Raw genomic sequence first — 24,809 nt, 5'->3', positions numbered from 1 at the left:
ATTTATTCGAAGAATTTAATTCTTTGGTTTCGTGCTCAACATGGCTGTTGTTATTTAGACTAATTCTCAGAAGAGGATTGGAAATAGGGAGTATGCAGAAATGTTTTCTTAAGAAAATGTACATTTGCTAACGGTTATATTGATTTAGTTTAAATAAAAACCAACATCCATGACTGCAGCTGAATTTAGTACCCAATTGCTCAACTTAGAGCCAAGTCTTGAACGCTTCGCGTACAGCCTCACTGCAAACAGAGAGGATGCAAAAGACTTATTGCAAGAAACATTCCTCAAGGCGTTGACCTACAAAGACAAGTTTGAGGACAACACCAATTTGAAAGCATGGACCTTCACCATTATGAAGAATACCTTCATAAACAACTACCGCAAAAACATAAAGCAGAACACAACCTTTGATACTAGCGATAATCAGTATTTGATGAATAGCAAACCTGATCAGGTTAATCCAGAGGCTGAGTTTTCGCATAGCGAGATTAGCAAGAAGGTAGACCTGCTTGAAGATGAATTTAGAATACCATTCCAGATGCATAATTCGGGGTTCCAGTATAAGGAGATTGCAGAAATGCTTAACCTCAAGATTGGAACAGTTAAAAGCCGTATATTCTTCTCTCGCCAAAAACTGATGGGTTCTCTTAAAGATTTTGAGTATAAATACTAAGATCAACAAAGGAATGGGAGGCTCCCACTCCCATTCCTTTACCAGCCTATTCTTTCTGCCCTCCCGTGCTTTGGACTTCATCTACTAGCCGCTATACAGGTAGACGTGCGTAAACTGGCTTCACGACAATATCCTCAAAGCATCGGAAAAGCATTGAGATGGCATCAACAAGAAGCAACCGCTTCAGGTGAATGTTGCATCTACCTAACTTTAACAACCAATGGCAACCTTAACTTCTTTGCAAAGGTATCAACGTAGGCAAACCACTCGGTTGAGTTGCGGAAACCTGCTTTGCTCCACGACGCACCCGCATAGTAGCAAAACGGCTTGGTGTAGGTGGCCGTGCAGAGGTGATGCCCCTGCTGGACAAGCGTCCGAACATCACTACGAGGAATTACGACGGCAAGCGCTGTGTTGCCATTGCTCCCGTTAATTGGTTCCCAGTAGGCCAACCAGCCAAGGGCGTCATCCCCCTTAACCTCGCCCCCATCGCGCGAGATAATGCCCGCTGCAACCTGCTTGCCAACCATATTGTTGGAGTAGAGCTCACGGATACAGCTAAGGTTTGAGTTGGCATCGAGAGTTATCAAACGCGACTCCTGCACCTGCTCGCCGCTTACTTCGAATGGCTTGTAGGTTAGCAAAACGCTTACGCGGATTGGCCCGTTGGCCAGCACCTTAGCCGAGGTGTAGTTGTTGCCCAGCCACAACTTGCCATCGATCCATGGAGCCATGGCCCCAGCGCCCAGCGTGCGGCCTACCTTGTAACAATCGAGCCCATCGCCATGGTCGGTGTGGTAATCGGCGCTCTTGTACCACTTGTTGATGATAAGGCTATCGGTGCGTTTTACCCATACATCGATGCCATTACTAATCTCGCCGGTAGCCTCGAGCGCAGGCCCATATACGCGAAAGGCGATGCGGTTATTCTCCCATGCAAAATCGTCCATGCGCTCAGGTACGGTACGTCCGAACACCGTTGGGGCAAACGTGGGTGAAGCCTGCTTCCGAATGGTGTACGTTGTCTGCGAGTGTGGCGCAACATCAACCTGAAAAATGAGAAGATCGGCATTAGAAGAGTCGCCGGCGACAAGCTGATGAGCCGTGACCTCGCCACTGGGGGTGGTGATGGTAATACCTACCGAGGTAGCCGACGGGTACTTCGCCTGAATGGTACTCCACGGAACCTCTACGGTCTCCTTCTCACGCTTCAGGTCGCTTGGATTTTGGACAGTAACCAGCAGCTGCCGGCCACAGGAGGCTAGCAGCGCTGCCACTACTAGTAGATACAGATTTTTAAGCTTCATACGCATACATTTCAACGTGTCTCCAGTTAAACTATTTTCACTGCCGATGTCTAGAGCATCGGCCTATTGCTCTCCAAAAATTCTAGCGGCTAACGACATTGCTCCATAGTAGCCAACATCGAGGAAGTAGCGTGAGCGTGCTACAGAAACAAACTGGTTGGGCTGGCCTAGTGGGAATTCGGCAGGTGGAAGCATGGCCATCGTTACCGATGCTACCCCCTTTGTATGCGTCCCTACAACCGACTAGGGCTCTGCCCCAACCTCCCACCTTGCAAGAACTACGCAGCCGTGCCGCCCATGCAAGGTAGCAAAAAGAGGAACGAGTACAACCCAACAGAACAGTGTAAGATGATCACACACCTGAGGCCAACCAAACTTGGCACCTTCGATGTTGCTTGAGTATTATTTCTGTTTCCCAATGCATACCTCCCTCAACACCCTAGGTATTTCGCTTAAAAAAATATAAGCACAAAATTCAGCTAAGCCTTGAATGCTGCTTATGATTTTAGCCGCGAGCTTTTATTCTTTTCTATCCTTTTTGTAGGGCAAAAAGGATCAAAAACCCTTAGCACGAATTAACTCGCTCAGTCGCGGAGGAATGGCGCTACCTCAAATGTGGTAATAGCCCTAAGACCGTTACAGCATTGAGGAACATTGTGGAGGCGACCTCGCTCAAACAGGGATTCGTGCCAGTCTGGTATGGCTACGCCATGGTGTCTACGGAAGAAGGTTGTTTGGTGATACTACTTTTGCCTGCCGTTGTTAAGCGAGCTAATATGGGAAACCTTTTTATTCTGAGGTTTATAAAGGCCTTTTCTAGAACAAGAATCTTAAAGGCGAAATCCCTGCTCAACACCCTAGCTTACGGCCATGAATGATTTACTTATCTCGTCCTAAAAAGGTTGACAGCTTATACTACACAAAACGCCATAAGGGCATTCTGCTTATTGCCAAGATTCAAGTTTGAAGCGCAATTTTAGGTTTCACGAATTCTCTTCCAGATATCGCTAATGGTGCAAATACGACTAAACCTCATACCGCCCGCCTGCCAGTTTGCCAACTTGTCAGGCGGTGTAGGTTCGCTCTTCTTCGCTCAAGGTTCGGTGTAGCCGCTACCCTAACGCTGTCATTTTGGCACAACCGTATAACTACTCGACCATCCCATATCCGTAGATATAATTTCTATGCTTTTAGTAGAACAATAGCCCCACCATATAGGGTAAGAACATTAATACCGTGCCTCCTTTAAGTAGCCCCTTCTGTCTCCCTCTATGCTACTTTCCCGTAGCTTAGGGTAATGAAAAAGTAGTTTATAATATGAAAAAAGCAGTTCCATTCCTTTAGAAAGGAACTTCAACCTACAAAAAAAATAGTTTCAGCGATCAAAAAATAGTTTGAAACTACAACGGCAATGCTGGTAGTATGCCGCCGAAGGTACAAACAACCTTTTTATTGTACCAGCAACAAAAAAGGTGTTTGAGACTACTTTTTTATACTTTGGAGTGACAGTTTTATTGTGGGTACAACTTTTTTTATGTTTCAACCTGCGGTTTTGTAGCTGAAATCTGCGGTTTTACTATTTGCACCTGCAGTTTTAATGGTTTTATCTGCGATGCCGAGGCATGAAGCTACAATAAGGTTATTGCAAACCTCGGCAATATAACAACAGACAGCTGATAGATTATTTTTTGCTTAACTCTTCCCAAAAAACATCTCCACCCTATAGCACAAAAGCCGCCCAGATTTCTCTAGGCGGCTTTCTCTTTCGTTTTATTGCGGTCTTAGACCGCTTTTTATGTCAGACGGCATTACAAATGCCGCCTAGCCTCGTTCGCTGATTAAACTTCTCTCAGCAAGGTTAACTCAGCATAAACTAAATTTCGCCAAACATACTTCGCTGATTAAATTTCGCTCAGCAAATCACACCTACTATTAGTGATGGATTTGTTTATAATTGACAAACTAATTGCTTCTTAAAATTACATTTTCAATTTGTCTAAAACATCCTTTTCAAAAGTAGCTTTAGCATCCTTTTTTTCTTCGGATGATAATTCCCAATTTCGAAAGTTTAAATTTATTTTATTCATAAAAAGCACTCTTACTAAACATAAATCACAATTAAATCCATTTATCCATTCTCCTTTATTTGCAATATCCACAATGAATATCATTCTATTGTCAGTTGATTTTATATACCATTCATCCCTTTTATAATCCTTATTTACAGTTGTCTTTTGAAAAACATATTGTTGGTTATGTCCGTTAAAAGATGTATCTATAAAAATGAATTCTGAAAACATTTTATGGTGAATTAGTTGAATTTTACTTATAATGCTACTATCTAATCTATTTTCTGGATATCTTTCCCAGAAATAGTTTAGTCTTTTAATCATAACTTTATCATTGACATAAAGTCTGCTATAACATTTTATAACCGTATCTCCAGCTGAAATACAGCCTGTCATACTTACAATTAATGTAATCAAAAATAATCGTAGAATCATCTCTTTATAATTTTGCATGTTCCGTAAATCAGGGATGGCAAAATAATAGCTTTAGGTGCAGCTGCTGCACCTAATCCTATTCCTATTAAATCGCTTTGAAAACTTAACCATGGATTACTGAATAAATGTTTTGTCCCTAAGTAAAGTGATTGCGAAATAAAACGAATATCTGCAGGCAAAGCTCTAAGTGATGTAAATAATCCATTAGCTCCTTGAATTCCTAACTTTGCATAACTTACATCATGTATAAACCCGGGATATTCTAAGAATGTACCATTAGGAACAGGACCATAATAATCGACTACATCTCCGATTGCATTCAGACCCGACGGATTATTTGGTCCAGAAAAAGATGTTCTGTTCCCTTTTGATCCAAAACCAATATTGTTGCCTATAGTTTCATCTTTATAGCACACTGCATCACCATATCCCTTTTCATATTTCGCTCGCATTTTATCCTCCCAATGAGTAAAGGAGTCCGTAAAATTAGCAACATCACTTAAATTAGCCAACATCCCCAATCCATAGCCAAGATTTTCTAATTTACTATTACCTTTTTCCCCAATGTATCCCCAATCCTGTGTTCCAAAATTGTAGGAGGCGCCTCCAAGACTAATACTAGGTTGCATCCTTCCTCCACTTAACATAGACATCCCCAATGAATAAGACATTGAACTATACATAGCCCCCATAGTATTTGCCATAAAGCCGCCTGTAGATATTGCAACACCAGCATAGCCTGAAAATCCACCGATAACAGCACCTCCAAGCATATAACCATAGGTTTGCCAATTAGAAAAATTATATCCATTGGCATGTGCTATCTTATGACCAGTATAACCACCTGCAGCAGCTCCAATAATTATAGCAGCAATTAACAATGGATTATTTCCATCAGGATCTATGAAAACAAGCGGATTGTTCATACAATAGTTGTATGGTGATAAACCGCTAAATTTTTCTGAAGCATTATCCACCGAATGCCACAATCCAAGTTCCGGATCATAGAATCGTGCACCAAAGTTATAGTAGCCAAAGGGAACGCTACCGACCATCTGGTCCTGCAGCTCCTTGCCGTTGTAGAGGTAGCGGTTTATGTTGGGGTTAACGTTATCGAACGACTTACCGAATGGGTAGTAGTCGGTTGCCTGATCGACCACCAGAGTACCATTGCCTGCCTTATGGAATACCACGCGTACGTTGCCTAGATGATCCTTTAGGTAGTAGCTATATATCCCACTCGCCAATACAACGCCTTCGCTATGCTGCGCAAGGCTAAAGGCGATGGCGCTGGTACTTGTCTGCTTTTCGTACACCATGCTGCCCACGTAGTAGCGAACGTATCCGTTAGGAGTTTTGGTTAGCAGCATTTCGGCATCGGCATCGTACTTATAGGTAATTGCTAGGGTACCTGCACTTGTGCTAACGGTGCTTGGTAGGTTAAGCTCGTTGTAGGCTAGCTTATACCCATTTTTACCATCGGTGGTGGCATTTCCGTTAGCATCGTAGCAGTATGCAGCACCATTATTTACGCTTCGCAGCATGTTTCCTATATAGCTGTTGCTGTAGGTGCTTGCCGCACCGCTCCCGTTGGTTCGGGTTAGCCCTGCAATGTTGCCATTCAGGTCGTAGCTTAGGTTTCGCTCAACGTAGTAGTCTTTTGCACTAAGGGTTTCGCCATCGCCATAGCTGGTCGCTTTAAGCCTATCCAATCCATCGTAACTAAAGCCGTAACCCTTCTTCTGCTTTACACCACCAGTATTTTGGCTGCGCCATACCATGGAGCTAATGCTACCGCCGTACTGAGCGGTAGGTGCGGCGGAGCCTACCTTGTCAGGTTTGTCAAAACCTAATCTATATGCAAAAAGACTTGTGCTGCTCTGATAGTCGGGGCTATTAACCTGTATAAGTCGACCATTAATGTCGTACTTGCAACTATCCTTCTGCGAGGTTCCCCCATATACCTTTTCTCGTACATTACCCAACCTGTCGTAGGTGTAGCTGGCAACATTCTCTTCCGCTCCTGAGTTGAACTTCACATAGGTATTCTTTAACGAGCCGTTGTCGTTGTACTCGAAGCGTTTCTCTAGGGTATTGGTAAGCCCTGCCACCTGCTGGGTTTCACGGGTATTGGTTACACCACCCGCAAAATTGTACTGCGTGGAAAGCACTAGCTTTTTCGATACGCCTGCTTCGAGTATTCCCGTTTCTACCGATTGGATTACATGCCCCTCCCTATCGTAGTAGGAGGCGGCAATATTCCATTCGTTTGTTCCTAAATTTTTAAACCGGGTAACTGTAGCAAGGCCTACAACCACATCATCCTTCTTACGATAGCTTAGTGTGACATCGTAGCTAGGGCAGCTAGGCACGTTGTACGTTTCGTAAAAGGTGTACTTTATAGGTTCGAGCGTACCATCGGCGGGCTTTGGGTAGCTGTTGGTGGTATATGCATCCCCATTCTGAGAATCGAATAGAGGGTAGCCTCCGCTACCATATACGTTATCCAGCTTTGCCTGCATGGCAAGCTGATTAGTAATGCCATTGGTAACAAAACCTGTTTCTACCACCCTGTTTTTATCATCGTACCTGCTGTATAGCCATTTACCTTTAGCCCTTAAGCTTCCATCTTGTGTTGCAGCAAGCCTATCGTAGCTGTCGTATGCCATATAGATGCTGTCAACACCGGGTAGCTTTTTGCAGGCTATGCGACCAAAGTTGTCGTATCGGTAGCTGTAGGCGTAGTTGGCATATATGTCACCTGTCCCAAAAGAAACGCTAAATCCGGGTTGCCCCACAAATCCAGGCTTTAAAGTCATGCTAGCCGTTGGCATAAGCTTATAGGTACTACTGCTAGGAGAGCTTAGCTCATTAGAACCGTTTAACTCTCCAGAAGAAACAGCACCTCCAGAATCCAAATATCTTTTAACAAACTCGGGAGGCAGCACCCAGACAAGCCTATTCAAATCGTCGTATACGTAATCGGTTGTTGCATTAAGCCCGTTGTAATCTTTTACCGATCGAACAGTAAGCCCATCAATGGTTTTATAGGTAACGCTAACAATTCCATCTGGATCTTTGGCTTCTATTCGAAGCAAGTTATTTGGGGAATAGTAACGTGATATTTTAGGTTTACCAGCATTATCAAGTTCCCAAATTGGAACCTCATTGGAGGCATTAACCCCATTTTTCATGGTAACGGTATGCCCATTACCCATTGAAAGGCCGTCTCCAGGTGCACTTTGTTCTACGGGGATATTTAATGGCGATCCATCGTAACGAACCTCTGAATATGGTTTAGCACTTGCACCGTATCTGAATAAATAAAAGCTGCTCTGTTTTTGTAATATATTATCCACATATTCTCCTTTTCGGGAATCCTGCGAAAAAGGCAAAAACTGCATTGACTCTCTCCCCATATCGTCATACCTATTAAACGATACTAGATCAAGATATGTCTCTGAAGAATCGATAGCAGCAACTGCAACCGTATGGTCGGTTCGCCCCAACCCGTCAACATAACTTACAGTAGCTCCCTGACGAGGAACTGGAAGAGATCTTAGCGCGTCGATACTTTTCACGGAATCGAGAGGTGCTAATCTTAATACATAATTTTTGTTCGACGTAGGATATATTTGTGCATTAGCTGTAATACTCAAAAATATAAGCAGGCTTATCCAACCAATTTGCTTTATAGTCTTTGTTGTCATATACTTAATATTTTCTATTTAGTACTAATTCCTGCTTGATTTACTGAAATTACAACCTGCTTACTTCCACTACCAAGCGTCACACTTCCAGATCTTGCGGCACCCTTATTTTCTGTACAACTTATTTCTAGCCCATTATCGCCATAGTCTATTGCAGTTGAAATAAAGTCGCCAACAACTGATGTAACCTTATAATCGGAATTTGCCTCAACCTGAACTCGCTCCCAATGCCCATGAACCTCGATTTCTACAGAATTTACATCTGTTTTTAAAATTCGAGGAATGCAACTACCATGAGTATTAGCATAAGCCTGTCCATTTTTCGCAATATCATCCTTGGCCTTTTGGTTTGCATCGTCTTGGCTTATTGATGAGAAATAAGTATTAGAAGGTACCCGATAAGCAATACATTCATTGCTAAAAAAAGAGCCAAAACCGTCGTTCTTATAAAATTCTTGAGACATTTCTATATTACCGTACTTCTGAATTGAGTAGTTAGGAGATGGTTCTAATTCATATGTTGCACTAGTATGAATATGCCTCCTACGAATTGCGCCTCTATCACCATCTGTGTCCGTATAATCATCTGAAATCAGTATATGATAACCAATAGAAAAGGACGCCCCTGTACATAATAATTCATTATGTTCTATTTTATCAGCCGCGTAACTCTCCTTTTCAGTTAAAGTATATTTTACAGGAAAATTTAAAACAGAAGCAGGTTTGGTTAGTTGCTCATCATAAAAAAAACTAACTTTTATATCTGCATAGGTTGATTCCCTAATTTTATTTATGTTTTCTACATCCAACTTTACATAAGGTTTTGTGCATAGCCCTACCATATTTCCATAGTTCTGCCCATTATTATTAATATCATTTAAAGCTAGGCTATCTGCTTTTTCCTGACTAATTAATGATGAATACTTATTCGAAGGGACTCTATAGGTTACCATTGTACCGGTAGATCCTTGACAGTCTCTTTTTTGAAATTGCTTTGAAATAGCAAAATTTTTATAAACAATTGGTTCGCGATTAAATGTATTCGAACTGTTTGTTTCAGCAAAATTTAATATATTATCTTTTGAGTCACGCTTTAGTATAGGTACTCCAAAACTATCATATTCTGTTTTTACACAGTTTCCTCTTGCATCAATCTCTTTTACAACACCACCTTCCGAATTATACAAGGTATTTAAGATGTATCCTTTAGGAAATGTTTTATAGAAGTCACTTCTAATAGTCTTTATATACCCCATCAACGATACAGTATCTGATGTCTGAAGCATCGAAATAGAAATTGATTTAGATGCCAGATAGGAAATAAAATCATCATAATTAACATCTATTAGTTTTATTATAGGTAATCTACTGTTATAACCATAAACAACGCTTTCTATACCTCCACCTCTTTTCGTAATTTGTAGTGTATTACCCCAATTATCAACTTTATCAATTACTATATTCGTTTTTATATTGCTTTTATCACTAGATGAAGAAGATGTAGTTTTTGGAACTAAAGAGAATCCCTCTCCTCTAGGTACTCCAAAATCATTATACCCATTTACTGTGTATCCATTCGGAATTCCGTTAAGAGTCGATGATGTTTCAACAACCTCTCCTATTCTATGTTCAGAGCAAAGGAATAGCATAAAAGGGTTATTATCTAGAGGATAATAATCAAAAGGATACGTTATTTTTGTGGTTAAAATGCCTCGATCTGTCTTTTTTGTAGTTTCCTTTAAAAAGGAAGTGCCTCCTGTATAAAAATAGGAATAATCATTACTAAGCGGAGGCTGAACATATGTATTACTAATCTTTTCTGTTACAATTTCTTTCCCATTATAATTTCTTGTAGTTTCAATTTCTACAGGTAAAAAATCGTAATAGTAAAGTTTCTTAACACCTCCATTATAATAGGAATATGTATTAGTTGGACAACTTGAAATATTGTTCGCATATGAGCTATAAACAAAAAACTCGTTTTCCTTGCCGAATGTATCATAACGGTAGTTTGTTTTACAAACCAAAATCCCTGTTGAATCGTAATCAGTTTTCTCTAATAAAACACCTCTTCTAATACGATTACTTGATCCAGGATCAAACGCAGAAGGTGTAAATGAAAATGGCTTTTCATCTTTATACATAAAGGAAGTAGAGAATTTATACTCACTGTAACTTTCATCTTTGGAAACTTCTTGAACACAAGAATATCCTATATGGCTTTCATCCATGTTTATAGATGGGATTATTGAGTTTACCGAAAAGACTTTCTGTGCTATTCTTGATGCAGAGCCGTTATAGTACATATCTTCATAATAATACTTCGGCATAAAAGACAAAACTCCACTACTTCTATCACCGTATTTATTCCTATCTACATACCGATATTCTTTAGCATATATTTTTGAACCATCGTATTGAACAATATTTTTTATTCGCAGTCCCCCTGCTATTGAGTCTTTTTCACTAAGATTCGAAGCATAGGTATGTGGTTCATATACGTATTCTATGAAACCTCCAGTAGGAAATTCTATCTTCTTTAAAATACCGATAGAGGAGAATGATGCATTAGGATCCCTTTCTTTACTGTATTGTCCTAAATTCTGCATGTTTATAGAATATACATGCCCGTTATAGAATCCCCAGTGGTCAACCATTTTTGATAAAAATCCTGGAAGTTGATTGAACTTATTATAGTAAAACTTATATCTATTGGTTTTACAATTCGCAAATGCCGGATTACCCTTAATTTCTATTCGTATAAGATTTAATCTCTCATTAATAGTAGAACCCGTAGAATCGTTGTATACAAAGTTTGCTGTTGTATTGTCTTCGAATTTGATTGAATTAAGTTTATACCATTTCAACCCACTTAAAGGTTTGTTAACATCTGCATTAGGGTATCTATATGCAGAATTACTATTGTAGAGGTAATAAAATCTTTCAGAACTCTTATCTTTTATAAACTCATCAGAAGAATATCGAATGTCATTCGCAACACTCCGATTAAGTTCCGCAACTGTCCTACCTTGTGAATAAATTGTTGATAGATAGCATGGCGATATTAACCATCCACTAACCTTCCCTTCTTGAAATTGGAAAGCCGTGCATTTCATGTCACCAAGATAAATATTATTAGTAATGGTATAGTCACTAGACGAATATAGATCCATATCATCAGCCCTAGCGGCTATTGTTGTACCATCAGCATTGTAAAAATTTCCTATAAAATATCCTCTAGCGTACTTTAAGTTATACACTTCGACTCCATATTTATCAATCACCTTTGTTAAATGCCAAGCATTTGCAACCCATTGATTGCTCATGCTAATCTTCTTACTCTGCCCAAAAAATGGAAGAGTGTACTCAATTGCATTAGCATCGTAACCAAAGACATATGTTGTCCCCTTATCATCAATAAGCTTAAACCCATTGATTGTTTTCTTGTATTCTGCAATTCCATCTGGACTATATCGTACAAAAGGATAATCAAAATTCGAGCTGTCGTTATAGTCAAATACAACCTTAATATTTTGGGAACTTGATACTTTCCATTTACCATCGTTGCCCAAAAAAAATTGCCCCGTAAATCCTAAAAAATTAAAGATAAATACATCAGGCTGATAATCTTTTCCATAGACACTATAGGAATATAAATGTGAATATTTCGAAGACTTATCAGCAATCACTTTTAAAGAACTCTCATCATTTTTGAACTGAAGCAAGTCCTTGCAATTTGAAAAGTAATTAGCCCAAAGCAATTTGGAAGTGCCGCTTGTTGGATCGTCTAGTAAACAAATAATAGCAGCCTCATCAGGCCAATTGTTTACAACCCTAACAATACTTCCTCCTGCACTCAGATTCCAATTCTGTCCTACCCATGTAGGATGCTGTTCTGGCCTTACTCCAGAACCATCGTAGCTTAGAGCAATCGGTAGAGTAATCCCTCTTTCATTTAGGTTTCTAATTGGCACATTAACGGCAACTGTTCCTGTATAAAGATTTACCGGGTTGGTAACACCCATTCCCATTCCTATTGCATTCGGGCTAGGGATACTGCTAGGCTGAACAACGCCTTGGGCGTTTAACTTGTAAGCATTCAAACCAAGCATCAAACTTAGAAATAACTGAAATACGAGAATTAAACATCGTGCATTCAGCATCAAAAATCGAGGTGCGAACCTCGGGAAAAGCCTAGATCCATTATCTGGCTTACTCGGAAAAATACGATTCATATATAAATTATTTACAAGAATTTACCAACTGTTACAAATCCAATGCTATTCATCGAAATGCAACTCGTACAACATAAAGACTTGAAAAGTTTTCACAGAAATACTGGTAACAGAATATAAACCAGCGAATCGCTCCCCATCTCAAGACGGGTCGTACTTTTTTTTAATGTTACACGATAGTTACAAATCGATGCGAAATTAAGCATTCACTATTTTCCAACAACTCGTCGCACTTCTTTTTTTAATATTCTTCAAAACATCTCTACCTATCGCTTGCCCCATGCCAACATGTCGTTATTTCACATTTGGCTACACCCTACATCCTCCGTAGAAAACCGTAGAATCATTGCAGAATCTCCTGCTGCCATTTTGGCAAATTCTTACTTTTCAGATCTACAATCCCCTTATTTTTCTACCTTTGCCGTTAAAATACTATTAACGATGCCAAAACGTAAGCTAAAGGCCTTCTCGTTACCAGAGCTGTTGGTAGTGCTGGTAATTATTGGAATACTTGTTCTGCTTGCCCTGCCAAGCCTTACTCCCTTAATTTCTAGAGCCAAGAGCACAGAGGCTCAGCAGCAGCTGGCTTTCCTGCACTCGCTGGAGAAGACCTACTTCTACACCTACTCGCGCTACTCCTCCAACCTCGAGGAACTGGGCTTCGAGCAGCAGGTGCTCACCTCCGATGGGGGAAACGCCAACTACCGCATAGAGGTGGTGGAGGCATCCGACCGCACCTTTAAGGCCACTGCCACTGCCGTAGTCGATTTCGATGGCGATGGCACCTACAACGTATGGGAGGTAGATCAGGATAAGAAGCTCAAGGAGGTAACCAAGGACTGATATGCTGGTATTGCTTACCCTCGCGCTTATACCCATTGCCTACACCGATTTCAAGTATAGGAACGTATACCTATGGGCCATACTCGCCTATATGGCGGTGGCGCTTGGCTTCTTCTTTGTACAAAGGCCGATAACGCCTACCGAGTTCGCCATATCCTACATACTGGTAGCAGCCGTCACTATTGCTTCGGTTAGCTTTACCTACCTCCGTCTACGAAAAAGGCTAAACGTTAAGGATATTGCCGGAAGCGGCGACCTACTCTTCTTCGCTGCCATTCCTTTGCTGCTACCCATCAAGCAGCTGCTGGTATACCTCATAGCGACCTGCATAGCAGGTTTGCTCCACTATTTGGTGGTCCAGAAGTTCTGCTCCAGAAAGATTACCATACCGCTTGCCGGCTGGGGTGCCGTATGTCTTGCTTCATTTATGATAATCCAACGCGTATGGTAGAGGAAGTCATCTCCCCCGAGCTGGTGAAGGAGCTAACCGCCGCAACCGCATGGCGGTATCGGATGGTACCGTACGATAAAAAGGGAGGTATCCTCCACTGCTACTCTGATAGCATTTCTCCGCAGCTGGAGCAGGAGCTGGGAATTGTTGTAGGAAGCACAATCTCCGTATCCATCCTAGCCTCTGCGCAAGTTGATGCTCTTCTAAACGAGCACTACGGCTCTGCCGCCGTAGGGAAAGCATCTACCAGCGCCAAACTATCCGTTGGAGGGGGATTTACCCACACCAACGAGTTCCTGTTTGGGCTAATCGCCGAGGCACATGCCTCCAGCTCTAGCGACATCCATATTGAGGCCTATGAGGAGGAGTGCCGCATACGCCTCCGCATCGACGGCAAGCTGGTGCAGCGCTACACGCTGGCCAAGGACACCTACCCGGCCTTCATCAACCAGATCAAGATTCTGGCCAACCTCGACATCTCGGAGAAGCGCCTGCCTCAAGATGGACGTATCCTCTTCAACCGCGATGGAGTAAAGCTCGATCTACGCGTCTCCGTTTTGCCCTCCATATACGGCGAAAAGGTAGTACTACGCTTGCTTACGCGTAGCATCGAGCTACTCGACATTCACAACTTAGGGCTAAACGACACACAGCTGGCGCACTACCTAACAGCCATCCGAAAGCCGCATGGGCTCATCCTCATCAGCGGTCCTACGGGGTCGGGGAAAACCACCACGCTCTACGCCACGCTGCGCGAGCTCAACTCCGAGACGGTGAATATTCTCACCATCGAGGATCCGGTGGAGTACACCCTACACGGCGTAAATCAGGTGGCGCTTAAGGATGAGATTGGGCTAACTTTCCCGGAGGCGCTTCGCACCTTCCTGCGCCAGGACCCCGACATCATCATGCTAGGAGAGATTCGCGACCCCGAAACAGCGCAGATGGCCATACGTAGCGCCCTTACCGGCCACCTCATCTTCTCCACCATCCACACCAATTCGGCCTGGGGAACGGTGGCCCGCTTGGCAGACATGTCCATCCCTCACTACTTGGTTGCTGATACGCTCAACATGGTAATTGCCCAACGCTTGGTGCGCCTGCTCTGTCCGCATTGCAAGAGGAAAGTCTACGTAAGCGAGCTCAACCACACTTTTGCGTATCTGGTAGAGGATTCATCTGCGGTTATCTACCAGCCTGTTGGCTGCGATGCCTGCCTCCATACGGGCTATAAGGGGCGAAAGGCCATCTACGAGGTTATCCCCATAGACCGCGAGTTAACCGAGCAGGTAAAGCAGGGAAACTTCAACGTATCGGAGCTGCTAAGGCAGAAACAGATAAAAACATTACGGGATAGCGCGCTGGAACTGCTAAGCGCTGGAGCAACCTCCCTCGACGAAATTGTACCTATACTAATTGAGCTATAAAAATGATCCGAAAGCTTACCCTAATCCTATTGTTCGCTCTTTCTTTTGCAACGCTTACACCACTATATGGGCAGCAGGGTGCAGACAGCCTTAAGGCACGGCTAGACACGCTTGCCAGGCATGTCCCTGAGCTGAACTCCGTTGTCGATATTTCGGTGGCGCGCATGCCCCTAGGCGAACTGTTCCGCTCAATTGCCCGCTCGAATAGCATAAACATCACGGTGAAGCCTGGCATCGAGGAGTCGGTAGCGGCCAACTTTGTGGGCGCCAAGGTTACCGACGTGCTCACCTACCTCATAACGTCCTACAACCTCCAGTACGATATTGTGGGATCGATTATATCCGTTTCCCCCCGCAAAGAGGTGCCCATAGCTCTTCCTAAGGCAACGATTAGCTACAACAGCGATCGTAAAACAGTTACCTATAGCCTAAACGGCGAATACCTTGCTTCGGCAATGGAGCGTTTCTCCTCGGCCTGTGGGGTTAATGTCATTGTTTCCAACGCTCTTGGCAGTAGAAAAGCGCAGGGATTCGGGAACAACCAAACACCTGCAGCAGCAGTGAAATCAATAGCTGCAGCCAACGATATGGAGGTTTACCAAAACCGCGATAGCGTATGGGTGTTTAGCCAGCCTACGCCCCAACAAAATTTTGGAGGCACCGGAAATACATGGCGTCAGCCTTCTGCCATGTACGGATCTTCCCCCATCTCGGTTGATTCGTTGGGTCGGGTAACAATAAACGGGTCTAATCTTTCCATAGGAGATGTTGTTGTTGAACTCTGCAATAAGCTGAAAAAGGGGTACTACTTCTTTACGCCACTAACCGGACAGGTAAACCTTTACCTCTCTCACGTTCCCTTCGACGACCTGCTGAACGCCATGCTAGAGGGCACTAAGTTCTCCTTCAAACTGGAGAATGGCTACTACGTGTTCGGAGATAAAAATAGCGCCGAAGTATTCGACTCCCAGGTGATACAGCTCAAGTATAGAACCGTAGATAAGCTGGACTCCTTTATTCCCAACTCGATCCGAGAAGGACTTCAAATCCAAACCTTTGCCGACCAGAATAGCTTTATCGTATCGGGCTCCGGCATAGCGGTACGCCGCTTCACCGACTTTGTCAAGCAGATTGACAAGGTAGTTCCGCTGGTTACCATTGAGGTTATGATCGTTGACGTCTCCAAATCTTCAGGAATAAGTACAGGAATCGAGGCTGGATTGGGGCAGGCCGCAGCTAAAACAACCGGATCCATTAGCCCAGGAGTGGACATGAAGCTGAGTACCTCCTCCATTAACAGCCTAATAAACGGTTTTAACGGTTTTGGAGTCGTAAAAATCGGTAAGGTAACGCCTGATTTCTACCTAAACATAAAGGCTCTCGAAGAAGCCGGAAATATCGATATCAAATCTACCCCTAAGTTATCCACCCTCAACGGTCACGAGGCAACGCTGAAAAACGGACAAACCAAGTACTATAAGGAGGTTAACAACAACTACTTTGGCACACAAAACCCACTTCAGTCGACCTCCTATACGTGGAAGGAGATTAAGGCCGAGTTTGAGCTGAAGATTACCCCTATTGTAAGCGGAGATGAGCAGATTACGCTCAACATAGAGATAACCCAAGGTGATTTTACCCCGCGCGAGTATGCAGATTCTCCCCCAGGAACAACCAATCGTAGCTTTAAGTCGCAGGTTCGCATCCGCAACGAGGAGATGGTGCTACTTGGCGGACTCGAAAGAATTTCTAAAAGCGATAATTCCAAAGGTCTTCCATTCCTAGCCCGAATACCCGGGCTTAAATGGCTGTTTGGCTCCAACTCCAACTCAAAGGCGGAAAGCAAGGTAAACTTCTTCATTAAGCCAACCATAATTTACTAGACAATGCGGCTGCCTCACGCTTTATACTCCCTAAAAAGAATTCACATCGCTGCATTCAAGATTGCTGACGATGGGCTGCCTGCATTTCTAGCCTTTGAGATATTCTTCCAGAAGGGGGAATACCATCTTAAGCGCCTTGGCAGCATTAGCGATATTCCGAAAGGAGCGCCAACGGTGCTGCTTGCCTACGGTAGCGGTGTAATCACAAGAATTACCAAGGAGCAGGAGACACCCTTCGAGGAGCTTATTCCTCAACACCGCCAATCTGAATTTACTCATTACTACCTCCCTGTTAACGACTTAAAGGTGACTTGTTTTGGCCTTAACAGCCTATTTGATAGCGCTACAGCTTATGTGGAACAGGCTAATATTGTGAGGCAAGGATTTGCCACCATCGAGGGCCTTAAGGGGGCAATGCTCATCAGCCAGGATGGCTTAGTCATTACCCTTCCGGGCGTAGTTCTCGAAAATCGACATGGGGCATTATCGCTATCCCCTGCATCAGAGGGCATCCCTCTGCGATTCATGGGAGAAGATTACCTTCCAGAAGAGCTTTCGGCGCTGCTTGCCGGCATATCCCTACTATCGCACCGAACAGCGCTGAAGCTATCCTACCCCGATTCGTTCGAGTACTTTACGCTCAAGCGCTCTCTATATAGGATTTACGGCATGATACTCAGCGTAATATTTGCCATACTGATGTTAAACTACCTTCAGTACAGTGGTCTTCAGCAGCAACACCCCATGATTGAGAGCGAAATCGGCTCCATGAAGCTCCGCATTGCAGCTGCAAAAGCGCAAATAAAAGCATCAGGCATTACCGAATCGTCCGTAGCCACCGGAAATCTCGCGCTGTTATCCGATCGAATTGGCATCATCACCCCTGCTGGCGTAACCCTCACAAGGGCATCGTTCAACCCGATAAAGGGGCAGGTTGAGGCTGGTGATATAACAGAGGTTCAGAAAAAGATCCTAGAAATCTCGGGCACCGCTCAGGCTTCCTCTGAGGTAAACGAGCTGCTAGGCAGAGTTGGCAAGGAGCGCTGGGTAAAAAAATGCTCGCTATCCGACCTCTCATTCCTCAGCGATAAGGGATTCTATCGCTTCACCATTGTAGCACAAATAAAGTAATGCGCCATGGATAGAAAAAGTTCCAACACCTACCTGCTGCTCAGCGCCCTTTTGCTGATATTTCTATGCAGCTTAGGATACAGGGCCGCCATAGAGCCGCATATGAAGCTGAAGGAAGACGTTAGGATTCTTTCAGCCATGGGCGATACGCTTAGCAGGCTAAATAGCCAGCTTCGAAACGCCAATAGACATGCGGCTGCAGAGTCATCCCTAGATAGCACCGAAAAGGGGTTTGCAGGATTGGTTGCACTTTGCCGCCAGCAGGGAGTCGTGATTGTAAAGAATAAGCCCGTAGAGGTTCGTAGTAAGGCTGATCTAAAGGATATCCTGATTGTAGATCTAGAGGGAGGGTACATTTCTCTGATACGGGTGCTCCACCAAATTGAATCTTCCCTTAACCTTGGACAAGTCGTATCCACCTCCTACTCAACCCAATTCGACATGCTTAAAAAGCGTCAGCACCTTATCTTACGGCTTGTTTTCGCCGTTTCGGAAAAGAGTTTATCAAAAGAATAGCTAGCTCTTATCAAAAACATTTAGGAAATGAAAAATCTTAAAATAAAACCCCAACGATTAGGCTTACTAGCTGTAATTTCGCTAATGTGCGCTGTTACCGCCTGCCACGATTTTTTCGAAAAGAATATTGAGGACAACGTGGTTCTAATGGTCTCACCAACCGACGGGGGATCATCCCCCATCTACTTACAGAAATTCATCTGGAAGCCAGTCAATGGTGCTCGAGAGTACCACATTCAGCTGGTTACCCCCTCATTTGATAAGCTTAGCCAAATAGTAATGGACACCGTTGTAGCCTCCACCAATCTTATGGTAACGCTGACTCCAAATAAGTATCAGATGTCTATTTATGCGCAAAATGCAGGGTATCAGTCAAAGGTTACCACCATCTCCTTCGATATTACCGAATCGTATGACCTAAGCCCACAGGAGATGAATCCAACCCAACCCACCAACCTGTCGGCCACCAACGCAACGGCCATTACCTTTAGGTGGGATACCATTACTGGTGCCACCAGCTACAGCTTCGAGCTGTTCGATGCCAACGGAAAGACGGTTGGAGGAGCAATACCTGTAACCACCAACTCCATTACCATCCCTTCGTCTGATACCAAGATTGAGCAGCTAACCGAGCAGGCCTACTCGTGGAGAATTTTTGCCCGCAACGAGATTTCCGACTCAAAGGCGATCATCTCCCGCTTTACGGTAGACAGAACGGCTCCTGTACAGCCTAAAACGCTTCAGCCCAATGAATCGGATACAACGAAAGTGGCAACATCCCTATTCTCATGGACAAAAAATGCCGATACAGGAACACCTATTGCCGACTCTATTATTATAGCTAGCGACCAAGGCTTTGGAACCATCGTCAAACGAGCGCTATGTACCAATAACAGCTTCAGCTACACGTTCCCTAGTTCGGTGGCCACCTACTTTTGGAAGCTAAAGCAGTCGGATGCTGCCGGCAATACCACGGAAACGCAGCCCCGCAAGCTGCTAGTTCTACCCCAATAATCGGAGCCTACCATGGTTAAGAAGAGCAAGGCAAGTACCTACATCTTACTGATTCTGGTGGTCGGTATTTGGGGCGTTGTAGTTTACCGCATCGTAGAGGCGCGCAAGGGCGATTCGTTTGCACCATCCATATCGTTATCCGCTAAGGGAAGTAAGGCCGATTCGGCCTATACGCTGAAGCTGAGCTACCGGGATCCATTTCTAAACACTCCCGGACAGCAGCCTCGGGCAACACCGAAAGCGATTGCTAAACCCCAGCCTATCGTTGTTAAGCCCAAAAGAGTAAGTTACGCATCGCTGCTAGGCGCTGTTCGTAGCGCCGTAACCTACAATGGGCTAATTGCCAACCGTTCCAAAAGCGGGTTAATGGGCATCGTACAGGCTAACGGCGAGGTTGTATACATTAGAAACCAATCCTACATCGATTCGCTTACGGTAACCCATATCTGCAAGGATTCGATAACGCTAAAAGGTCGCTACTCCTATACCATTCGTAAAATTCAGTAACCATCCGATTACAGCCATGAAGAAAACAATCGTTACTTACATTGCAATCCTCCTTCTTGCCACATCGTGCAGCACTACAGCACCTGTACCGAATAGCAGTATAAGGTATGTTTCCTATAGCGACTCTACTGCAAGATTTAGCATTGGAGACGAGGAGGTGCAATCCGTAAAATCGCCAAGTACAATCTACTACTCCTACCGCAAAAACGCCATTCACTCCAACGAGGGTGCCATTGATGGCTACCCGCTGCATGGCGACTACATAGTTTACGGTAGTAGCAACAACCTAATCTGCAAGGGGCATCTCAAAAACGGGGTAAAGGTAGGCGAATGGATTCGCTGGGATAGCAAAGGCAAGATCATCAGCATGGTGAAGTATTCCAATGGGAAGCTGGTAAAAGTACTACTTCCAAAACCTGTAAATACAAAGAAGCGGAAAACCGCTGCTAAAGTGGCTAGCGATACCTCAAAACGTCAATGGTTCCGAATATTCAGGAAAAGTAGCAATGCTAAAAAAAACGCTTAAGGCTGGCGTACTCTACTACACGCTATTCGTAGCGCTGGTCATGCTGCTTACTGTTGGGCTCTTCATCCTGATATTCTACCAGGAGAACTTCCTTACAGCCAACATTAAGCGCTCAGAGCGCATCAACTCCTACTTTTCATCAGCCCTCACACTAGCGCTTTCAAATCCCGCTAGCGGTAGCTTCACCAGGAGCATTCTGCTATTCGAGGAGGATAAGGAGTCTAGCGTAACCATTGCACAGTCGGAATGGGGTATGTATAGCGTCCTAACACTTTCCCTTGCGGAGTTTCCAAAAATTGCTTCCAAGTCGTACCTCATCGGAATTACCCCTAACGACACTATTCGACAGACGGGACTTTACCTGCGCAACAACTTCTCCTACCTGTCCGTCTCGGGAAGTACAATTCTTACCGGAAGAACCTACCTTCCCTATTCGGGAATTGCCTCGTCCTCCATAGAGGGTGTTGGCTACACGGGCGATTCGCTGGTTTACGGCAAGAAGTTTTTCAGCTGCGACTCGCTACCTACCGCCTTTAGCAGCCGCCTTAGCCAAATAATAGATTGGGTTAAGGAACTAAAAGAGGAGGATATTTCCCTATCAGAACCTGTTGCAGCCCCCTTCTCAAAAAAGCCAAGAGCTATAGGTGTACCTCATCTGCTATCCCGCTGCAGCCTGAGCGGGAATATCGTCATACGCTCAGACGGAAAACTTACTCTTTCGCGGAATGCGCAGCTGAAGAATGTAATCGTATACGCTCCGACGGTTTACGTGGAAAGCGGCTTTAGGGGCATCTGCCAGATATTTGCCACCGATACGGTTATCATCCAGAAAGGAGCTACGCTACGCTACCCCAGCGGTATCGCCATCTTCTCTAAGAATGGGGGATACCTGCAGGTGGATAGCACCTCCCGTATCTACGGCTACGCCATCGTTCGTGGTAACAACAACACCAAAGTAGGGTTGCGCATCCGATCGAGCGCCTCCATCTTTGGCTACGCCTACTGCAGCACCAAGGTGGACCATCAGGGGGCCATCTTCGGATCGCTTTACGCCTACGGGTTCGAGTTCCGCACGGGATGGGGGCTGTACACCTCCTCGCTGCTCAACGCCAAGGTGCTGGGCAACGAGTTATCCCCGAGCTACGTCTTTCCCTATGTTACACCAGGTCGTAAGGCCGTAATCGCCAAGCTGCCATGATCAAGCTAAAGGGATCGACCATTGTAGAGGCAATCGTGTCGGCGCTCATCATCCTCATCACCTTTGGGCTGGCGCTAACCATCATGGTGCAGCTGAGCGCCAAAAAGGGCGGCACCGACTACTACAGCGCCCGCCTTGCTATCGACTCGGTAATGAGAGAGGTGTCCACTACTAGGCAGGTGTCGCCACAGGTGCTCTCGTTCAGCTGGGGTAACCTCTCCATCGATGAGCCTAAGCCCGCCGAGAACGGCTGCTTCCTGCTAACCATGAGGGCCACCTCCACCCAAGGCGCGCTGCTCGATAGGCGCACCACCATTGTAGACTCAACCCTTACCCGCCATGAGCCGTAGCCAGCTAAAGGCTTTTACCATACCGGAGCTGCTGGTGGCCATGCTGGTGAGCGCCATCGTGCTTATCGCCGTACTCTACGGCTTTCAGCTGGTGGGCGGGCTGCTCGTATCCACCCAAAAGCGATCGTTGGCCACCACCAATGCTGTCGTACTCTACGCCGCCTTGGGCAACGACTTTGCGCGCGCCGATTCTATCGTGCAGCGCGGCGATACGCTGCTCATCTGCTCCGACTCGCTTAGGGTTCGCTACTACCTCGATAGCGCTAGGCTTATCCGGCAGCAGCCGCCAAGGTTAGACACGCTCTCATCGGCCACCATCCTTAGAAATGTAGGCCACCATCCACTGATGGAGCAGTACGTTACGTCGGTTAGCCTATCGGTATCCATAAACGGGAGACCGTCAACCTTCACCTTCGAAAAGCAGTACGACCCGTCGGCGCTATTCGAGGCTCACTCCTCAACCATCGAAAAGAAATGGGAATTAAAGTATCGGAAGTAGGCAGAGCTGCACAAGCACAGCCAAAGGGTCAATCCTCAAAAGGAGGAAAAGGCTTTTCCGTAGAGTCGCTTTTCAGGCAAAAGCTCAACGATAAGCAGAAGGAGCGCTTATTCTCGGAACTCTTCGTGTTGCTATCCTCCGGTCTCGATATCGGCAAGGCCTTCATCATTCTGCAGGCCGACACTCCCAAGAAGCAGGAGCGCGAGCTGCTGGAAGGCATACTTAACCAGATTATCATCGGAAAGAACCTCTCCGAGGCAGTTGCACAAACGGAGCTCTTTAGCCCCATCGACTCGGGCGTACTGCGCATTGGAGAGGAGACGGGTAAACTTTCCGACTCGCTCAGCTTTCTATCCGACTACTACGCCAAGCGCATACAGCGCCTTAAGCTGGTTACGGGCGCGCTGTCGTACCCGGCCATCGTGTTTGCCACGGCGCTCATGGTGGTCTTCTTCATGCTCACCACCATTGTGCCCATGTTCGAGCAGGTGTACGCCCGCTTCAACTCCGACCTGCCGCCCATCACCAAAACCATCATTGGCATATCCAAGCATATGTCCTCCTTTAGCATAGCAGCGCTAGCCGTTATTTTTGCGGTAGCCCTATCGGCCTACCTGCTTCGCAGCAACGGCACCTACCGCCGTATAACAGCCCAGCTGGCGCTGCGCATTCCCGTGGTGGGGGGCATACTCGCCAAAACCTACCAGGCCACCTTCTGCAACCTGATGTACCTGCTCACCACCTCAAGGGTGCCCATCCTCGACAGCATCCGCCTAATGGCCGACGTCATCCAGTTCTACCCCTACCAGCAGGCCTTTGCCCAAATTCAGGAGGAGCTGATTGTGGGCGCGCCGCTCTCGCAAACCATCGCCAAGCATAGGATATTCGAAAGCCGCCTGGTGGCCCTTGTGCGCGTGGGCGAAGAGGTAAACAAGCTCGACGATATGTTCGGTAAGCTCTACCAGCAGCAGACCGCCGAGCTCGAGCACCGCATCAAGATCGTAGGCAACGTCCTCGAACCCATCCTCATCATCATCGTGGGCATCTTCGTGGCCTTCGTGCTGGTGGCCATGTACCTGCCCATGTTTAGGCTGGGGAGTACAATTAACTAAAAGAATAAAACCTTCATTAAACCGAAAAGTAAATCCTCATGAAACAGACTAAAAAGCTATTGATGGTATTCCTTCTACTATCCTGTTCCTATCTTTCTAATGCTCAAGGATGGACTAACAATTCTGGATTCCTATACTACAATCAAGGGAATGTAGGAATTGGAACATCAATATCTTCACCAGCAAACTTACATATTGGAAAACAGGAAGCGCCTGCACATTCGACAGGAGAAGTATTAAGGCTTTCACTTCAACCATATGGGCATACTGGAGGACCATGGAATTTCATTAGCAGAGATACATACAGTTCTGCATTTCTTGATTTTAAATACAATGGTTTGCCAATCTTATCGCTAACTAGCGATGGTACTGTGGGGATAGGAACATTGACCCCAGGTGCAAAATTAGACGTCAATGGTATTATCAGAACCTACAACAAAGATAACGCCACAGCAAATTGGGATAACTTGAGCCTTTGGTCAGATGGAGAGCATTCATATATTTATTCCTATGGAGATGAAAAGGGGTTATATCTTAAATCTAACAATGGTAACAAAATCATACTTGATAGCTTCGTTGGAATTGGTACGTATACACCTCAGAATGCCCTTGATGTCAACGGCACCATACGCGCCAAGGAGGTAAAAGTAACGCTTGATGGTTGGAGCGACTTTGTCTTTAAACATGACTACAACCTCAAACCTCTTTCTGAAGTAAAACAGTACCTCAACGTTAATGGGCATTTACCCGAAATACCTTCCGAAACAGAAGTCAAGCAAAATGGAGTTAATATGGGCGATATGCAGGCAAAACTACTTCAAAAGATAGAGGAACTAACGCTTTATATGATAAAGATATCCGAGGAAAACGAATCACTTCGCAAAGAAATTGAGACTTTAAAAGCAAAACAATAAAAATAA

19 protein-coding genes are annotated in these 24,809 nt (G+C 44.9%); 15 read left to right on the top strand and 4 right to left on the bottom strand.

Annotation, left to right across the window (positions count from 1 at the left end):
* Nucleotides 1-169: 169 nt before the first annotated feature.
* The gene (locus tag ACHZA1_RS11770; RefSeq protein WP_320052077.1) at nucleotides 170-676 is read left to right on the top strand and encodes an RNA polymerase sigma factor; all 507 of its coding nucleotides are present in this window, start codon (nucleotides 170-172) and stop codon (nucleotides 674-676) included.
* A gap of 200 nt (nucleotides 677-876) precedes the next feature.
* Here the strand turns inward: ACHZA1_RS11770 and ACHZA1_RS11765 are convergent, their stop codons facing one another.
* From ACHZA1_RS11765 to ACHZA1_RS11750, 4 genes are all read right to left on the bottom strand, one after another.
* Nucleotides 877-1,983: a DUF4861 family protein gene (locus ACHZA1_RS11765; protein ID WP_320052076.1), complete on the bottom strand. Its 1,107-nt coding sequence runs from the start codon at nucleotides 1,981-1,983 to the stop codon at nucleotides 877-879.
* Nucleotides 1,984-3,962: 1,979 nt separating this feature from the next.
* Entirely contained in the window at nucleotides 3,963-4,487 is a 525-nt protein-coding gene (locus tag ACHZA1_RS11760; RefSeq protein ID WP_320052075.1) for a hypothetical protein, read from the bottom strand.
* On the bottom strand, nucleotides 4,484-8,197 hold the full coding sequence (locus ACHZA1_RS11755; RefSeq protein ID WP_320052074.1) for a DUF6443 domain-containing protein: 3,714 nt from the start codon (nucleotides 8,195-8,197) through the stop codon (nucleotides 4,484-4,486). The genes ACHZA1_RS11760 and ACHZA1_RS11755 overlap by 4 nt, the downstream gene beginning before the upstream one ends.
* Nucleotides 8,198-8,211: 14 nt before the next feature.
* Entirely contained in the window at nucleotides 8,212-12,432 is a 4,221-nt protein-coding gene (locus ACHZA1_RS11750) for a DUF5977 domain-containing protein (RefSeq protein ID WP_320052073.1), read from the bottom strand.
* Between the two features lie 441 nt (nucleotides 12,433-12,873).
* Here ACHZA1_RS11750 and ACHZA1_RS11745 point away from each other — a divergent pair, with 441 nt between their 5' ends.
* From ACHZA1_RS11745 to ACHZA1_RS11680, 14 genes are read left to right on the top strand one after another with little or no spacing between them, the layout of a single operon-like run.
* Nucleotides 12,874-13,275, top strand: coding sequence for a type II secretion system protein (locus ACHZA1_RS11745; protein WP_320052072.1), 402 nt, complete (start codon nucleotides 12,874-12,876; stop codon nucleotides 13,273-13,275).
* Nucleotide 13,276: 1 nt separating this feature from the next.
* Nucleotides 13,277-13,726, top strand: coding sequence for a prepilin peptidase (locus ACHZA1_RS11740; RefSeq protein ID WP_320052071.1), 450 nt, complete (start codon nucleotides 13,277-13,279; stop codon nucleotides 13,724-13,726).
* Nucleotides 13,720-15,153 (top strand): GspE/PulE family protein, encoded by a 1,434-nt coding sequence (locus ACHZA1_RS11735; protein WP_320052070.1) that lies wholly within the window; start codon nucleotides 13,720-13,722, stop codon nucleotides 15,151-15,153. Before ACHZA1_RS11740 ends, ACHZA1_RS11735 begins: the two co-directional genes overlap by 7 nt.
* A gap of 2 nt (nucleotides 15,154-15,155) precedes the next feature.
* The gene (locus ACHZA1_RS11730; RefSeq protein WP_320052069.1) at nucleotides 15,156-17,036 is read left to right on the top strand and encodes a type II secretion system protein GspD; all 1,881 of its coding nucleotides are present in this window, start codon (nucleotides 15,156-15,158) and stop codon (nucleotides 17,034-17,036) included.
* A gap of 3 nt (nucleotides 17,037-17,039) precedes the next feature.
* Nucleotides 17,040-18,167: a hypothetical protein gene (locus ACHZA1_RS11725; RefSeq protein WP_320052068.1), complete on the top strand. Its 1,128-nt coding sequence runs from the start codon at nucleotides 17,040-17,042 to the stop codon at nucleotides 18,165-18,167.
* Nucleotides 18,168-18,173: 6 nt separating this feature from the next.
* Nucleotides 18,174-18,683: a hypothetical protein gene (locus ACHZA1_RS11720; protein WP_320052067.1), complete on the top strand. Its 510-nt coding sequence runs from the start codon at nucleotides 18,174-18,176 to the stop codon at nucleotides 18,681-18,683.
* Between the two features lie 27 nt (nucleotides 18,684-18,710).
* The gene (locus tag ACHZA1_RS11715; protein ID WP_320052066.1) at nucleotides 18,711-19,697 is read left to right on the top strand and encodes a hypothetical protein; all 987 of its coding nucleotides are present in this window, start codon (nucleotides 18,711-18,713) and stop codon (nucleotides 19,695-19,697) included.
* A 12-nt stretch (nucleotides 19,698-19,709) separates the two neighbouring features.
* Nucleotides 19,710-20,204, top strand: a complete 495-nt coding sequence (locus ACHZA1_RS11710) for a hypothetical protein (RefSeq protein ID WP_320052065.1) — start codon at nucleotides 19,710-19,712, stop codon at nucleotides 20,202-20,204.
* Nucleotides 20,205-20,220: 16 nt separating this feature from the next.
* On the top strand, nucleotides 20,221-20,730 hold the full coding sequence (locus ACHZA1_RS11705) for a hypothetical protein (RefSeq protein WP_320052064.1): 510 nt from the start codon (nucleotides 20,221-20,223) through the stop codon (nucleotides 20,728-20,730).
* Complete coding sequence (locus ACHZA1_RS11700; protein ID WP_320052063.1) at nucleotides 20,711-21,928, top strand: hypothetical protein; 1,218 nt, start codon at nucleotides 20,711-20,713, stop codon at nucleotides 21,926-21,928. Before ACHZA1_RS11705 ends, ACHZA1_RS11700 begins: the two co-directional genes overlap by 20 nt.
* Nucleotides 21,925-22,278, top strand: a complete 354-nt coding sequence (locus ACHZA1_RS11695; protein ID WP_320052062.1) for a hypothetical protein — start codon at nucleotides 21,925-21,927, stop codon at nucleotides 22,276-22,278. The genes ACHZA1_RS11700 and ACHZA1_RS11695 overlap by 4 nt, the downstream gene beginning before the upstream one ends.
* Nucleotides 22,268-22,777 carry a hypothetical protein gene (locus ACHZA1_RS11690; RefSeq protein WP_320052061.1) on the top strand — a complete coding sequence of 170 codons (510 nt, stop codon included), beginning with the start codon at nucleotides 22,268-22,270 and terminating at the stop codon, nucleotides 22,775-22,777. The genes ACHZA1_RS11695 and ACHZA1_RS11690 overlap by 11 nt, the downstream gene beginning before the upstream one ends.
* Nucleotides 22,753-23,889 (top strand): type II secretion system F family protein, encoded by a 1,137-nt coding sequence (locus tag ACHZA1_RS11685; protein ID WP_320052060.1) that lies wholly within the window; start codon nucleotides 22,753-22,755, stop codon nucleotides 23,887-23,889. The genes ACHZA1_RS11690 and ACHZA1_RS11685 overlap by 25 nt, the downstream gene beginning before the upstream one ends.
* A gap of 38 nt (nucleotides 23,890-23,927) precedes the next feature.
* On the top strand, nucleotides 23,928-24,803 hold the full coding sequence (locus ACHZA1_RS11680) for a hypothetical protein (RefSeq protein WP_320052059.1): 876 nt from the start codon (nucleotides 23,928-23,930) through the stop codon (nucleotides 24,801-24,803).
* Nucleotides 24,804-24,809: the final 6 nt, after the last annotated feature.

Origin of the sequence: uncultured Acetobacteroides sp. (assembly GCF_963667355.2) — a bacterium.
Taxonomy (GTDB): domain Bacteria; phylum Bacteroidota; class Bacteroidia; order Bacteroidales; family ZOR0009; genus Acetobacteroides.
Note: the sequence above shows the minus strand (reverse complement) of the source record. Positions and strands in the feature narration are given on the sequence as shown.